Below are 13,062 nucleotides of genomic sequence, written 5' to 3'. Positions count from 1 at the left end.
GGGCGCATGAGCAGCACCATCAACGGGCAGACGGCGGTGATCACGGGCGCGGGGTCCGGGATCGGGCAGGCGGTGGCGCGGCGGCTGGCCAAGCACGGCTGCCCGGTCGTGCTCGCCGACTGGAACGAGGACGGCCTCAACGACACGGCCGCGTCGATCAGCGGGCCGGTGCTCGTCAAGAGGCTCGACGTCCGCGACCGCCAGGGCCAGATGGCGCTGGCCGCCGAGGTCAAGGCGTGGGCGCCGTCGCCGATCGGGCTGGTCTTCAACAACGCGGGCGTCACCGTGCTGCAGGGCGTGGCCGACGCCTCGCCCGAGGACGACCAGTGGGTGTTGGACATCAACTTCCACGGCGTCGTCAACGGCGTGACCGCGTTCCTGCCGATCCTGCTGGAGCAGCGCTCGGGCGTGATCGCCAACACGTCGTCGGTCTTCGGCCTGGTCGGCTTCCCGCACCAGTCGGCCTACTGCGCCTCGAAGTTCGCGGTGCGCGGCTACACCGAGGCGCTGCGCCAGGAGCTGAAGGGCACCGGCGTGCGCGCGGTCGTCGTCCACCCGGGCGGCGTGAAGACCAACATCGTGTCCAACGCCCGCTTCCGCTCGGACTTCCGCGGCGACCACCAGGACGTCGAGTCGGCGGCGCGCGAGTTCGCGACGATCGCCCGCACGTCGCCGGACAAGGCCGCGAAGATCATCCACGAGGGCATCGAGAAGGGCCGCTCGCGGATCCGGGTCGGCCCGGACGCGGTCTTCCTGGACCTGCTGGTCCGGGTCGCGCCGACCAAGTACTTCGACATCATCGAGCGCCTCGAGGGCGTCGTCAGGAGGGGATCGTGAGCACCACCGTGATCGACGGGCTTCCGCCCGGGCCGACGGCCCCGATGCCGTTCCAGACGCTGGGCATCATGCTGCGCCAGCGCCCGTACCTGGAGCGCCAGCGCCGCCGCTACGGGCGGATGTTCTCCATCAACCTGCTCGGCCTCGGCCGCATGGTGATCCTGGCCGACCCGGACCTCATCAAGCACACGTTCATGGCGCCGCCCGACGTGCTGCACGCCGGGTCGCGCTCGCCGCTGCGCAAGGTGCTGGGCGACAACTCGCTGCTGGGCATCGACGAGGACCATCACATGGAGCAGCGCAAGCTCCTGCTGCCGCCGTTCAAGGGCCAGCGGATGAAGGCCTACGAGCCGCTGATCGAGGAGATCGCGTCGGCCGAGATCGAGCGCTGGCCGCTGAACACCGAGTTCGCGACCGCCAGGTCGATGCAGACGATCACGCTGCGCGCGATCCTGCGCGCGGTGTTCGGGGCCAGCGGCGCCACGCTGACCGAGCTGGAGGAGCTGCTCCCGCGCTGGACCGACATGGGGCAGTCGCTCAGCCGCTTCCCGCAGATCCACAAGGACCTCGGCCCGCTGTCGCCGTGGGGCAAGTTCCTGCGCTTGCGGGCCAAGGTGGACAAGATCCTCGACGGCCTGATCGACCAGACCAAGAACGACCCGGACCTGGCCGACCGGCCCGACGTCCTGGCCCTGATGGTCCAGGCCCGGCGCGAGGACGGCACGGAGCTGACCAACCCCGAGATCCGCGATCAGCTCGTCACGATGCTCGCCGCCGGCCACGAGACGACCGCGCACACGCTGGCGTGGTCGATCGAGCGCCTGCGCCGCCATCCGGAGATCCTGAAGCGGTTGCAGGACGAGGCCGCCGCGGGCGGCAAGGAGCTGCGCGAGGCCACGATCCTCGAGGTCCAGCGCATGCGCCCGGTGATCTCGTTCGCCGGCCGCCACACGATGAAGCCCTTCGAGGTCGGCGGCTACCGGATCCCGCGCGGCGTGCTGATCGGGCTCAGCGCCGGGCTGACGCACTACGACCCCGAGCTGTTCCCGCATCCGGATCGCTTCGACCCCGACCGCTTCGTCGGCGTGCGCCCCGGGACCTACTCGTGGATCCCGTTCGGCGGCGGCCGCCGGCGCTGCATCGGCGCGACGTTCGCGCACATGGAGCTGGACGTCGTCCTGCGGCTGATCCTGGAGCGCGTCGAGCTGGCGCCGACCGACGCGCCCGACGAGCAGTGGCACTTCAAGGGCGTCGCGTGGTCGCCCAAGGAGGGCGGGCGGGCGTTGGTCACGCGCCGTCGCGGGCCGGTCGCGCGGCCGGAGCCCGAGGCGCCCGAGGAGGAGGTCGCGCGGGCCGCGTGACCGAGGACGTCGACCTCTCGCTGCTGGCCCTGCTCCCGGAGCCCGCCGGGTTCCGCGACCGCCTGCTGCTCGGCATGGCGGCGGCGATCCGCGAGCAGGGCAGCTTCCGGCCGGTCACGGTCGCCGAGGTCGTCCGGCACGCGCGCACCAGCCGCCGGACCTTCTACCAGCACTTCGACGACCGCGAGTCGTGCTTCCTGGCGCTGTTCGACGTCGTCTCCGCGCGGCTGCTGGAGACGATCGCCGACGCGGCGACCGGCGACGGCCCGTTCGCGCGGCGCGCCGAGCGCGCCGTCGCCGCCTACCTCGGCACGCTGGCCGCCGAGCCGACGCTGACGCGCGCGTGCATCCAGGAGACGGCGTCGCTGGGCCCGGAGGGGCTCGCGCGACACCGCGCGATGAACGACCTCTGGGCCCAGCAGATCATGCGCCTGGTCGAGGAGGCGCGCCGGCACGACGACGCGCTGCGCCCGCTGGGGCTGGAGGTCGCCACGATCATCACCGGTGGCTTCCGGGACCTCGTCCTCGTCGCCCTCGACCAGGGCCGTGACCTGACCGAGCTGCAGGACGTCGCGGTCGACGTCCTGCGCCGGATCACGCTGCGCTGACCACCTGCCGCGTCGTCACGTTGACGCGGTTCCACAGGTTGATGGCCGCGATCGCCAGGACGATCGCGGCCATCTGCTGCTCGTCGAAGTGCGCGGCGGCGGCGTCGTAGATCGCGTCGGGGACCGGGTCGGCCCGGTCGGCCATCCGGGTCACCGCCTCGGTCAGCGCGAGCGCGGCCCGCTCGGCGTCGGTGTAGTACGGCAGCTCGCGCCAGGCGCCGATGCCGTACACGCGCTCCTCGCTCTCGCCGGCCTTGCGCAGCGCCTTGGCGTGCATGTCCACGCACCAGCTGCAGCCGTTGATCTGGCTGGCGCGCAGCGAGAGGAACTCGAGGTCGATCGGGACGCGGGCGCGGCTCGCGGCCTTGCTCAGCGCCTGGGCGGCCTCCAGCGCGCCCTCGAGGACGAGGACGGGGTTCTGCATGCGGGGGAGGAGAGGGGTCGTCGAGGTCGACATGGTGGGGTTGCTCCTTGTCACATCCGGGGGTGTGCGTCGGTCTCACCCCTATGACCGAGCGCGAGCGGAGAATGTGACAACGATGGACGAGAACGACCTGTTGGCCCGACGCTTCGAGGAGCACCGCGGTCGCCTGCACGCGGTGGCGCGGCGGATGCTGGGCTCGTCGGCCGAGGCCGACGACGCGCTGCAGGAGGCGTGGCTGCGGACCAGCCGCGATCGCCGCGACGAGGTGGACGACCTCGGCGCGTGGCTGACGACCGTGGTCTCGCGCGTGTGCCTCAACATGTTGGACTCGCGTCGGCGTCGCCGCGAGGAGGCGCTCCTGGACGACGGGCGGCTGCCGGAGCCGACGGTGGTGGTGGAGCCCGAGGAGCAGGCGCTGGCGGCGGACGCGGTCGGCTCGGCGCTGCTGGTCGTGCTGGACCAGCTCTCGCCGCCGGAGCGGCTGGCGTTCGTGCTGCACGACCTGTTCGGGCTGTCGTTCGAGGAGGTCGCGCCGATCGTGGACCGCACGCCGGCGGCGGCGCGGCAGCTGGCGTCCCGCGCGCGGCGGCGCGTGCGCGGGGCCGAGGCGCCCGCCGGCGACCTCCGCCGCCGCCGCCGCGCGATCGTCGACGCCTACCTGGCCGCCGCGCGCGAGGGCGACTTCGACGGGTTGTTGAACGTGTTGGCGCCCGACGTGGAGCTGCGGGTGGACCAGGACCCCGCCCATCCCGGCGCGCCGCTGCGGATCGTGCGCGGCGCGGAGGCCGTGGCGCGCAGCGCGTCGCTGGGCGGGCGCGGCGGCCAGGCGGCCGGGCGCTCGGCGCGGCGGGCGCTGATCGACGGCGTCCCGGGCGCCGTGGTCTTCGACGCCGACGGCGCGCCGGTGACGATCCTGGCCTTCGCCGTCGAGGGCGAGCGGATCGCGCGGGTGGACATCCTGCTGGACCCGGCGCGGGTGGCCGCCGCGGTGGGCTGAGCGCCTACGACGACAGGTGGATCTTGGTGCCGCGCTTGCCGTAGATCAGCGGCGGCGCGGCGTCGGCGACGATCCTGCCGGCGCGCCAGCGGTAGTGCACGGTCTTGGTCTTCGACGGGCAGCAGAACGGGTCGTCGCCCGAGTAGGCCCCGTACTTGACGCTGATCGCGCGGCCGGAGCCGGTGACGCGGAGGTGCAGCTGGAGGCGGTCGGAGGCCCAGCCGAGGAAGCGCGTGCCGCGGAAGAGCAGGACGGCCTGGCCGGTGCCGTCGCCGGAGTCCGCGAGGACCAGGCCGAAGGCGGTGATCGTGGAGCCGTCGCTGCCGCGGGCGACGGCCTTCGGGCCGGTCAGCGCGAAGTGGCGCTTGCCCAGCGTGCCGTCGACGACGTAGGAGCGGTGCGCGTAGGACTGGGCGACCGCGCGCGAGGGGCCGGCGGCGGAGGCGGCGGCGGGCGCGGTGAAGGCGACGCCGGTGAGGGCGAGCGCCGCGGCGGCGGCGGGCAGGGCGGGAGCGGGGCGGACCGAGAGCATGTCCGCCCCGTACCCGTGTGCGCGAGGCTCAGTCCAGGTCCGGCGCGCGGTAGACCACCTCGCCGCCGACGATCGTCGCGACCGTCGGGACGGCGGGCAGGTCGTCGGCGGCGGTGTCGACGGGATCGGCGCCGAGGACCGTGACGTCCGCCAGGTGGCCGGGCTTCAGCGCGCCGAGGCGGTCGGCCATGTTGGTGGTCTCGGCCGGGCGGACGGTGTAGCCCTCGAGCGCGGTGAGCGCGTCGATCGCCTGGTCGTCGTAGGCGGCGCGGCCGGTCTCGCCCGGCGGGCGGCGCAGGCGCGCGGCGCCCATGCCCTCGCGCCAGTCGAAGCGCGCGACCGGCCAGTCGGAGCCCAGCGTGACGGTCGCGCCGGACGCGATCAGCGAGCGGATCGGGAAGGCGCGGCCGGGCGCGGTGCGCTCGGCGCCCAGGCGCCGCGACCAGTTGTCGTCGCGGTCGGGCGACAGGTGCATCATGTGCTGGGCCTGCATCGAGGCGATGACGTCCTCGGCGGCGAAGCGCGGCAGGTCGTCGGGCTGGAGCGTCTCGATGTGCTCGATCCGGTGGCGGATCCCGGGCGCGGCGCCGGACTTCCTGTAGGCGTTCAGCGCCTCGCGGACGCCGCGGTCGCCGCAGGCGTGGGTGACGACCTGGAAGCCGTGGGAGGCGAAGAACGCGACCGCGCGGGCGTACCTGTCGGGGTCGGGCCAGAACGGGGCGAGGCCGTCGCCCTCGCGGTCGGCCTCCACCAGCCATGCGGTGCCGGTGTCGATGACGCCGTCGATGAACAGCTTGGCGACGCCGGCGCGCCAGCGGGCGCCGCGCGCGTCGCGGTGGCGGGCGTACTCCTCCCAGGTCTCCTCGGGCGTGTCGGGGTTGGACCAGAACGGCATGACGATCCGGGTGCGCAGGTCGCCGTTGGCCTCCAGCTCGCGCAGCGTGTCCAGCGAGGCGACGGTCCCGTCCATGCCGTGCACGCCGGTGAGGCCCGCCGCCGCGAAGCGCTCGAGGTTGCCCTTGTTGAAGGCGTAGACCTCGGCGTCGGTCAGCGCGGGCATCGCGGCGCGGGCCAGGCGCATCGCGCCCATCTCGCGCAGCTCGCCGGTGGGCCTGCCGGCGTCGTCGACGACGACCTCGGCGTGCTCGTCGAAGCGGCGGGGGCCGTCGATCCCGGCCAGCTCCAGCGCGCGCGGCGTGGCCAGCGCGGTGTGGAAGTCGATGAACGTCAGCAGCGCTGGGCCGCCGCCCGCGGCGTCGGCGATCAGCTCGCCGCCGATGCCGCTGTCGGCGAACGCGTTGTAGTCCAGGCCGAAGCCGAGCACCCACTGGCCGGGCGCGCACCGCGCGCGCTCGGCGGCGACCGCGGCGCGGACGCCGTCCAGCGTGTGGACGTCGAGCAGGTCGACGCCGCGGGCGTCCAGCGCGCCGAGGAACGGGTGGACGTGGCTGTCGGTCAGGCCGGGCACGACGGCGGCGCCCTTCAGGTCGATCGTCTCGTCGGCGCCCGCGACGTCGCGCGCGTCGCCGACGACGGCGATCCTGTCGTCCTTGATGCCGATCGCGGTCGCGGCGGGCCGGTCGGGGTCCAGCGTGCGGACGCGGCCGTTGACGAGCGCGAGGTCGAGCTGCTCGTTCATGCCGCCACCTCGCCGGTCGACGCGCGGGCGGGCGCGATCAGCGGCCAGGGGCGGGCGGCCTCGATCGCCGCGCCGACGCGGAAGGTCGTGAGGTCGTCGTAGGTCCGGGCGGCGATCTGCACGCCGGTCGGGACGCCGTTGTCGGCGAAGCCGGACGGGACGTTGAGGACCGGGCAGCGCGACATGATGTTGAACACCGGCGTGAGGCCGGCGTCGAAGTAGAACTCGAGGTCGACGCCGTCGACGGTCAGGACCGTGTCGATGTAGTCGTCGCCGGCGACCAGGCCGCGGGTGGCCATCGTCGGGCAGATCAGCGCGTCGTAGCGGTCCAGCAGCGCGCCGACGGGCGCGTACAGCTCGGCCTCCAGCGTGTGCTTCTCCAGCAGCGTGCCGCCGGCCGCGTAGCCCGCGATGCGCCGGGCGAACTCGGCGGCGTAGGCGGTGACGGTGTCGGCGTGCGCGGCGGCCTCCGCGCCGATCCACTCGCCGAAGCCGAGGTGGAAGTGGATCGCGGTCGCGCGGCGGACCTTCTCGCGGTCGACGACGAGGTCGACCTCCTCGACGAGCGCGCCCGCGCCGCGCAGCGCCTCGGCGACCGCGAGCGTGTTGGCGCGGATCTCGGGGTCGACGGGCCAGGAGCCGAGGTCGGTGGAGACGGCGACGCGCAGGCCCTCGACGGGCTCGAAGTCGCTGGGCAGCACGTACTTGGGGCGCAGGGACGCGATGTCGTCGGGCGCCGGTCCGGCGATCGCGTTCTCGTACAGCGCGGTGTCGGCGACCGTGCGGGCCAGCGGGCCGACGTGGCAGTAGGTGTCCAGGTTGAACGGCGCCTCCTGCGGGACGCGGCCGTAGGGCGGCTTGAAGCCGACGACGCCGTTGAACGACGCGGGGGCGCGGATCGACCCGCCGATGTCGGAGCCGGAGGCCAGCGTGGTGGTGCCGGAGGCCAACGCGGCGCCCGCGCCACCGGAGGATCCGCCGACGCCGAACGCGGGGTTCCACGGGTTGCGCGTGACGCCGTGGATGCGCGAGTGCGTGAAGAACGCGCACGAGTACTCGGGCGCGGTGGTGCGGGCGTGGACGATCGCGCCGGCGTCGAGCATCCGCTGGGCGAAGTTGGAGGAGTGCTCGGCGACGAGGTCCTTGTAGGTCAGCGAGCCCTGGGTCCACGGCTGGCCCGCGACGGCCTCCTCCTCCTTGATCGCCAGGGGGAGGCCTTCGAGCGCGCGCGGCTCGGGCCCGCCGCGCTCGGCCCAGGCGACGTAGCGCTGCTCGGCGGCCCTGGCCTCGACGCGGGCCTCGTCGTGGCGCTCGTGGACGAGCGCGTTGACGGTCGGCTCGACCTCCTCGGCGCGGGCGATCACCGCATCGAGCAGCTCGACGGGGGAGAGGCTCCGATCGCGGAAGCGCTCCAGCGCCTCGGTGGCGGAGATGGCGTACAGCTCGCTGCTCATCGGTCCTTCTTCGCGGGGTCGTTGGTGGGGTTGGCGTCGGCCACGGCCTCGATCGCGTCGAGGATCGCGTCGGAGGCGAGGTCGAACGACGCGTCGAGGTCCGGGAAGAGATGCGCCGCGGCCCGCGCGGCGTGCGGATGCGTGGTCGCGGGCAGGAGCGCGTAGGCGCGGCGCATCGCGTCGGCGTCGCGGAACGTCTGGCCGTTGGCCGCGTAGTAGAGGCCGGTGCCGACGACGTGGTTCTCGATGACCTGGAGGTACCGGGCGGCCTGCTCGGGTCGCAGGCCACGTCGGATGAGGAGGCCGAGGAGCCGGTCGGCGATCGCCTGGAGGCTCGGCGTGTCGTCGGGCTGGACGGCGAGCAGCAGCGCCAGGTCGGGGTGCCGGCGGTAGCGGTTCATCGCGTGGCGCAGCTCGGCCTTGAGGGTCTCGCGCCAGGTGAGCGCGGTCTCGTCGAGGTCGGGGAGCGTGCCGAACAGGCGGTCCGCGAGGCCGGCGAGGATCTCGTCCTTGTTGCGGAAGTGGCGGTAGACCGCGGTCGGGTCGGCGTCGAGCTCGGCGCCGATGCGGCGGAGCGTGACGGCGGCGACGCCTTCGGCGTCGGCGATGGCCTGCGCGGCGTCGAGGATCCGGGCGCGGTCGAGGCGCGGACGGGCGGGCGCCGCGGGGTTCTCGGGGGCCGTGGAGGCGGCGCGTGGGGCCATCGAGGGCCGAGCCTATGGGGTGCGTCGGGAGGAAGTCAACAGCGTTGACAGCGGTGTGGACCCGAGTCGTGCCCCGGGCGCCGCCACCCGGCGTCCCGACCCCTACAGCAACCGTCGCCCCGTCACCGCGGCCAGCGCCAGGCCCGCGCAGACGACCATCCGCAGCACCGGCCGCGGCATCGTCGCGAAGCGCACGTCGTGCCGGTGGCGCCGTTGCAGCAGCGCGAAGTCCCGCAGCCCCGGCTTCTCACCGTCCTTCACCCGGCCGGCGACCTCCAGCGCCGCCAGGTCCCGCAGGAGCAGATGCAGGCGACAGCCCGGCGTCAACGTCACGCGGGCCGTGAGGTCGCGGTCGCCGACGACCTGCCAGAAGTGCACCGCGCCGTGGGGGATCACGATCGAGTCGCCGGCGGCGAGGTGGTGGGCGACTCCCGCGAGCGTGAAGAGGACGTGGCCGCCGAGGACCTCGAAGACCTCGTCGCTGGTGTCGTGGACGTGCGGCGTGTTGGGCCGCTCCATCGGCGCGACCGTGAGCTGGATGACCAGGTGGTCGTCGTCGGCGGCCACGACCTCGTGGAGCCGGCCGCTGGGGAAGACGATGGTCTCGAGGGGCCTGTCGGCAGCGGCCGGGCCGGCGAGGAGAGGGCTGGTCATGCACGCACTGTCCTCCGGCGCGCGCGGGCCCGCATCGGGGGGTACCCCAGTCCGGGCTCTAGTGTCGTGATTCATTCATTCGCCGGCCGCCTCCGGGCGCTCGCCGCCGCCATGCGCTCGTCGCTGTTCCTCAACGACCCACAGGGTCGCCTGCGGCCATCGACGACCGCCTGACGGGGCCGAGCATCCCGGAATGCTGCGACCGAATGAGTGAATCACGACACTAGGTGGGGACCGCCGCACGCCGGCGCTCGAGCGCCAGCGACACCATGAAGATGACCATCCCGGCCAGCGCGAGCGCGACGGCGACGACCATCGGCGCGGTCAGCCCGAGGCCCGCGGCGAGCACGACGCCGCCCAGCCACGCGCCGATCGCGTTGGCGATGTTGAACGCCGAGTGGTTCAGCGCGGCGCCGAGGGTCTGCGCGTCGCCGGCGACCTCCATCAGCCGCATCTGCAGGCCGGTCGGGAGGATCAGCGCCATCCCCAGGAAGAACACGGTGATCGGCGCGAGCACGGGGCTGGCGCTCGTGAACGCGAACGTCCCGAAGATCGCCGCCATCGCCACGAACGCGCCGAGCATCGCCCGATGCGGGCGCCAGTCCATCAGCCGCCCGGCCATCAGGTTGCCCGCGACCATCCCGGCGCCCCAGATCGCGAGCACGACCGGCACGAGCGCCTCGCGCAGGCCCGCGCGGTCGGTGAGGATCGGCGAGATGTAGGAGTACACGGCGAACATGCCGCCGCCGCCGATCCCGCCGGTCGCGACCGCCAGCCAGACCTGCGGGCGGCGCAGCGCGGTCAGCTCGCGCCGGAACGTCGCCGCGCGGTCGGCGGCCACCAGCGGGACGACGCGCAGCACGCTGATCGCGGTCACCGCCGCCAGCGTGGCGGCCACGCCGAACGCGACGCGCCAGCCGAACGCCTGGCCGATCCACGTCGCCGCCGGGACCCCGACCACGTTGGCCACGCTCAACCCGAGCAGCACGCGCGCGACCGCGCGCGCCTTCAGGCCCGGGGGCGCGAGGTCGGCGGCCAGCAGCGACGCGACGCCGAAGTACGCGCCGTGCGGCAGGCCGGTCAGGAAGCGCGCGGCCATCAGCGTCGCGTAGGACGGCGCCAGCGCGCTGAGCAGGTTGCCGAGCGCGTAGGCCACCATCAACGCGACGAGCAGCGTGCGCCGCGGGAACCGCGCGCCGAGCCCGGCGAGCACCGGCGCGCCGACGACGACGCCGACCGCGTAGGCCGACACGACATGGCCCGCGGTCGGGATCGAGATGCTCACGCCGTGGGCGATCTGCGGCAGCAGGCCCATGGCCACGAACTCGGTCGTGCCGATCGCGAACCCGCCGAGGGCGAGCGCCAGCAGCGCCGCGCGCAGGGGCGGCGCGGACGGTGCGGGAGTCGAGGACCGGGTCCGAGGTTCGCTGAGCAGGGCGGACACGCCCTTACACGTGTAGCGGACGCGCGCGCGAGATCGGGCCGGGGTTCACACACCTTCACGTCGGCAGACCCACTACCGTGGCGCGCCGCATGACTTCGACTTCCTCCGACGGCGACTCCGTCGGCTTCGCGGACCTCGACCTCGCGCCCGAGCTCGTCGCCGCCCTGACCACCCTCGGCTACGAGGAGCCCACGCCGATCCAGCGCGAGGCGATCCCGGCGCTGCTGGAGGGCCGCGACCTGCTCGGCCAGGCGGCCACCGGCACCGGCAAGACCGCGGCGTTCGCGCTGCCGCTCCTGCAGCGCCTGGGCCGCGACGGCGGCCAGACGCGCGATCCGCGCGGGTTGGTCCTCGTGCCGACGCGCGAGCTGGCGACCCAGGTCGCCGAGGCCGTCCACCGCTACGGCCGCGACCTCGGCGTCCGGACGCTCGCGATCTACGGCGGGCAGCCGATCGTCCGCCAGCTCAAGGCGCTGGAGCGCGGGGTGGACGTCGTCATCGCCACGCCCGGCCGCGCGCTCGACCACATCCGCCGGTCGTCGCTGAAGCCGGAGGGCCTGCGGACGATCGTGCTCGACGAGGCCGACGAGATGCTCGACATGGGCTTCGCCGAGGACATCGAGGCGATCCTGTCCGGCACCCCGGTCGACCGCCAGACCGTGCTGTTCTCCGCGACGCTGCCGCCGCGCATCGCGCGCATCGTCGACTCGCACCTCAACGACCCGGTCCGGATCCGGCTCGGCGGCGAGCGCCACGCGCCGGGCGAGGCGCCGAAGGTCCGCCAGAAGGCCTACGTCGTGCCGCGCGCGCACAAGCCCGCCGCGCTCGGCCGCGTCCTGGACGTCGAGTCGCCCGGCGCGACGATCGTCTTCTGCCGCACGCGCGCGGAGGTCGACCAGCTCACCGAGACGCTCAACGGCCGCGGCCAGCGCGCCGAGGCGCTGCACGGCGGCATGAGCCAGGAGCAGCGCACGCGCGCGATCGGGCGCCTGAAGGCCGGGACGACCGAGCTGCTGGTCGCGACCGACGTCGCCGCGCGCGGCCTCGACGTCGACGTGCTCACCCACGTCGTCAACTACGACGTCCCGTCGGCGCCGGAGGCCTACGTGCACCGGATCGGCCGCGTCGGGCGCGCCGGGCGCGAGGGCACGGCGATCACGCTCGCCCAGCCGCGCGAGCACCGGATGTTGAAGGCGATCGAGCGGGTGACGCGCCAGCCGATCGCCGTCGAGAAGCTGCCGACGGTCGCCGACCTGCGCGCGCGGCGCCTGGAGGCCACGACCGAGGCGCTGGCCACGCTGCTGGCCGAGGGCGGCGAGGCGCTCGACCCGTTCCGCGTGGTCGTCGAGACGCTCGGCGACGAGCACGACCCGATGGAGGTCGCGCTGGCGGCCGTGGCGCTGGCGCACCGCGCCGGCGGCACGCCGGCCGACGCCGAGCACGACGAGATCCCGGACCTGTCGGCGTCGCGGGAGCGGCCGGCGAAGGGGCCGCGCGAGCGGCGCCCGGAGCGGGGCGAGCGCCCGGAGCGCGGCGAGCGCGGCGAGCGCGGTGGGCGCGGCGAGCGCCCCGAGCGCGGCGGGCCGAAGGAGCGGGGCGGGCGCGGGAAGCACCGCGACGCCGACGGCCCGGCCACCACGCGCCTGTTCATCGGCGCCGGGCGCGAGCGCGGGATCCGGCCGCAGGACCTCGTCGGCGCGATCGCGAACGAGGCCGGGTTGAGCGGGCGGCAGATCGGCGCGATCGAGATCGCCGAGCGGTTCTCGCTGGTCGAGGTGCCCGAGGCGGCGGCCGATCACGTCGTGGCCGCGCTGCGCCATCGGACGATCAAGGGTCGCAAGACGACGGTCCGTCGGGAGGGCACCCGCCCCCGTCGGTGGTAGCTTCCCGGGGGTGGGCCGCAGCGCAGAGCGACCTTCCCCGATGAGGAGTTTCACGTGACGGAAGTGCGGGACCGGCGCTGGATCGCCGCGGCACCCCGAGACGTCTGGCGGTTGCTGAGCGCCATTGAGCGCTACCCCGACTGGTGTCCGTGGGCGCGGACGGTGCGGCACGCGGGCGGTCCGGCCGGGCTCGGCGTCGGCTACCAGACCGGCGCGGGGGAGTGGCGGATCGTGGAGTTCGACCCGCCGCGCCGGCAGGTCCACCGGGCCGAGCATCCGCGGCTGGCGCGCACGTTCGACCGGGTCTTCGAGCTGCGCTCCGACGGTGCCGACGGCACCTGGGTGGAGCTGATCGTCCGCTCCCGCCCGGCGCTCGGCTGGGCGGGACGCGCGTTCGATCGCGCCATCTTGCGTCCGCAGGAGGCGCGCCGGCTGCCGCGCGCGCTGGACGGCATCGAACGCCTCCTGGCCGCGCCGGGTCTGCGGGCCTTAGGCTGAGGCCAACCCCACCGTCAACCACCACAG

13 protein-coding genes are annotated in these 13,062 nt (G+C 74.3%); 6 read left to right on the top strand and 7 right to left on the bottom strand.

Annotation, left to right across the window (positions count from 1 at the left end; translation table 11 throughout):
* Positions 1-6 precede the first annotated feature (6 nt).
* The 3 genes from VFG42_RS06680 to VFG42_RS06670 are packed head-to-tail and all read left to right on the top strand — an operon-like array spanning position 7 to position 2,806.
* Positions 7-837, top strand: coding sequence for an SDR family oxidoreductase (locus VFG42_RS06680; protein WP_324906568.1), 831 nt, complete (start codon positions 7-9; stop codon positions 835-837).
* Entirely contained in the window at positions 834-2,198 is a 1,365-nt protein-coding gene (locus VFG42_RS06675) for a cytochrome P450 (protein ID WP_324906566.1), read from the top strand. The genes VFG42_RS06680 and VFG42_RS06675 overlap by 4 nt, the downstream gene beginning before the upstream one ends.
* Entirely contained in the window at positions 2,195-2,806 is a 612-nt protein-coding gene (locus VFG42_RS06670) for a TetR/AcrR family transcriptional regulator (RefSeq protein WP_324906564.1), read from the top strand. Before VFG42_RS06675 ends, VFG42_RS06670 begins: the two co-directional genes overlap by 4 nt.
* Here the strand turns inward: VFG42_RS06670 and VFG42_RS06665 are convergent.
* On the bottom strand, positions 2,793-3,230 hold the full coding sequence (locus VFG42_RS06665; protein WP_324906562.1) for a carboxymuconolactone decarboxylase family protein: 438 nt from the start codon (positions 3,228-3,230) through the stop codon (positions 2,793-2,795). The two genes, VFG42_RS06670 and VFG42_RS06665, sit on opposite strands and share 14 nt — an antisense overlap.
* A gap of 115 nt (positions 3,231-3,345) precedes the next feature.
* Between VFG42_RS06665 and VFG42_RS06660 the strand changes: the two genes are divergently transcribed.
* On the top strand, positions 3,346-4,227 hold the full coding sequence (locus VFG42_RS06660; RefSeq protein WP_324906560.1) for a sigma-70 family RNA polymerase sigma factor: 882 nt from the start codon (positions 3,346-3,348) through the stop codon (positions 4,225-4,227).
* A gap of 4 nt (positions 4,228-4,231) precedes the next feature.
* Here the strand turns inward: VFG42_RS06660 and VFG42_RS06655 are convergent, their stop codons facing one another.
* The 6 genes from VFG42_RS06655 to VFG42_RS06630 all read right to left on the bottom strand — a co-directional run bounded on the left by VFG42_RS06655 (position 4,232) and on the right by VFG42_RS06630 (position 10,654).
* Complete coding sequence (locus VFG42_RS06655; protein ID WP_324906558.1) at positions 4,232-4,759, bottom strand: LppP/LprE family lipoprotein; 528 nt, start codon at positions 4,757-4,759, stop codon at positions 4,232-4,234.
* A 28-nt stretch (positions 4,760-4,787) separates the two neighbouring features.
* Complete coding sequence (locus VFG42_RS06650) at positions 4,788-6,398, bottom strand: amidohydrolase (RefSeq protein WP_324906556.1); 1,611 nt, start codon at positions 6,396-6,398, stop codon at positions 4,788-4,790.
* A complete protein-coding gene (locus VFG42_RS06645) occupies positions 6,395-7,852 on the bottom strand; it encodes an amidase (protein ID WP_324906554.1) in 1,458 nt (485 codons plus the stop codon). The genes VFG42_RS06650 and VFG42_RS06645 overlap by 4 nt, the downstream gene beginning before the upstream one ends.
* Positions 7,849-8,556 carry a helix-turn-helix domain-containing protein gene (locus VFG42_RS06640; RefSeq protein WP_324906547.1) on the bottom strand — a complete coding sequence of 236 codons (708 nt, stop codon included), beginning with the start codon at positions 8,554-8,556 and terminating at the stop codon, positions 7,849-7,851. Before VFG42_RS06640 ends, VFG42_RS06645 begins: the two co-directional genes overlap by 4 nt.
* 102 nt (positions 8,557-8,658) lie before the next feature.
* Entirely contained in the window at positions 8,659-9,210 is a 552-nt protein-coding gene (locus VFG42_RS06635) for a cupin domain-containing protein (RefSeq protein ID WP_324906545.1), read from the bottom strand.
* Positions 9,211-9,433: 223 nt separating this feature from the next.
* Positions 9,434-10,654, bottom strand: a complete 1,221-nt coding sequence (locus tag VFG42_RS06630; protein ID WP_324906543.1) for an MFS transporter — start codon at positions 10,652-10,654, stop codon at positions 9,434-9,436.
* Between the two features lie 89 nt (positions 10,655-10,743).
* Between VFG42_RS06630 and VFG42_RS06625 the strand changes: the two genes are divergently transcribed.
* The gene (locus tag VFG42_RS06625) at positions 10,744-12,537 is read left to right on the top strand and encodes a DEAD/DEAH box helicase (RefSeq protein WP_324906541.1); all 1,794 of its coding nucleotides are present in this window, start codon (positions 10,744-10,746) and stop codon (positions 12,535-12,537) included.
* A 54-nt stretch (positions 12,538-12,591) separates the two neighbouring features.
* Positions 12,592-13,035 carry an SRPBCC family protein gene (locus tag VFG42_RS06620; protein WP_324906539.1) on the top strand — a complete coding sequence of 148 codons (444 nt, stop codon included), beginning with the start codon at positions 12,592-12,594 and terminating at the stop codon, positions 13,033-13,035.
* Positions 13,036-13,062 lie beyond the last annotated feature (27 nt).

This window comes from Baekduia sp. (assembly GCF_035685985.1).
Taxonomy (GTDB): Bacteria; Actinomycetota; Thermoleophilia; order Solirubrobacterales; family Solirubrobacteraceae; genus Baekduia.
The sequence above is the reverse complement of the archived record's forward strand: the minus strand, read 5'-3'. Positions and strand labels throughout refer to the sequence as shown.